The following is a 328-nucleotide window of genomic DNA, read 5'->3' as shown; positions in this document are numbered from 1 at the left end:
CGCTCAGGAGGCGGCCGCACTCACCCTGGAACAGCGTCGCAACGGGCTGCGTGCGGAGGTCATCGACGGTTACTACGGCGCACTTCGCGCCCAGGAACGCCTCGACCTGGCCCAGCGCTCATTGGCATTGGCCGAGCGCGGCCTGGTGGTGGCCAATGGTCGCGTCACCGCCGGCAAAACGTCCCCGGTGGAAGCCACCCGGGCCCAGGTGCAACTCTCGGAAATCCGCCTGGAATTCAACCGCGCGCAGATGGGCCTGACCGATGCCTACCGGCGTCTCGCCGCCAGTACTGGCGCGGCCAGCACCGATTTCCAGGCCGTCGCCACC

1 protein-coding gene is annotated in these 328 nt (G+C 68.9%); it reads left to right on the top strand.

The window, feature by feature from the left end; all coding sequences use genetic code 11:
* The coding region (locus HX846_RS39200; protein WP_178967698.1) for a TolC family protein at positions 1-328 on the top strand (328 nt) is incomplete at both ends.

This window comes from Pseudomonas sp. K5002 (assembly GCF_013386655.1).
Taxonomy (GTDB): Bacteria; Pseudomonadota; Gammaproteobacteria; order Pseudomonadales; family Pseudomonadaceae; genus Aquipseudomonas.
The sequence above is the reverse complement of the archived record's forward strand: the minus strand, read 5'-3'. Positions and strand labels throughout refer to the sequence as shown.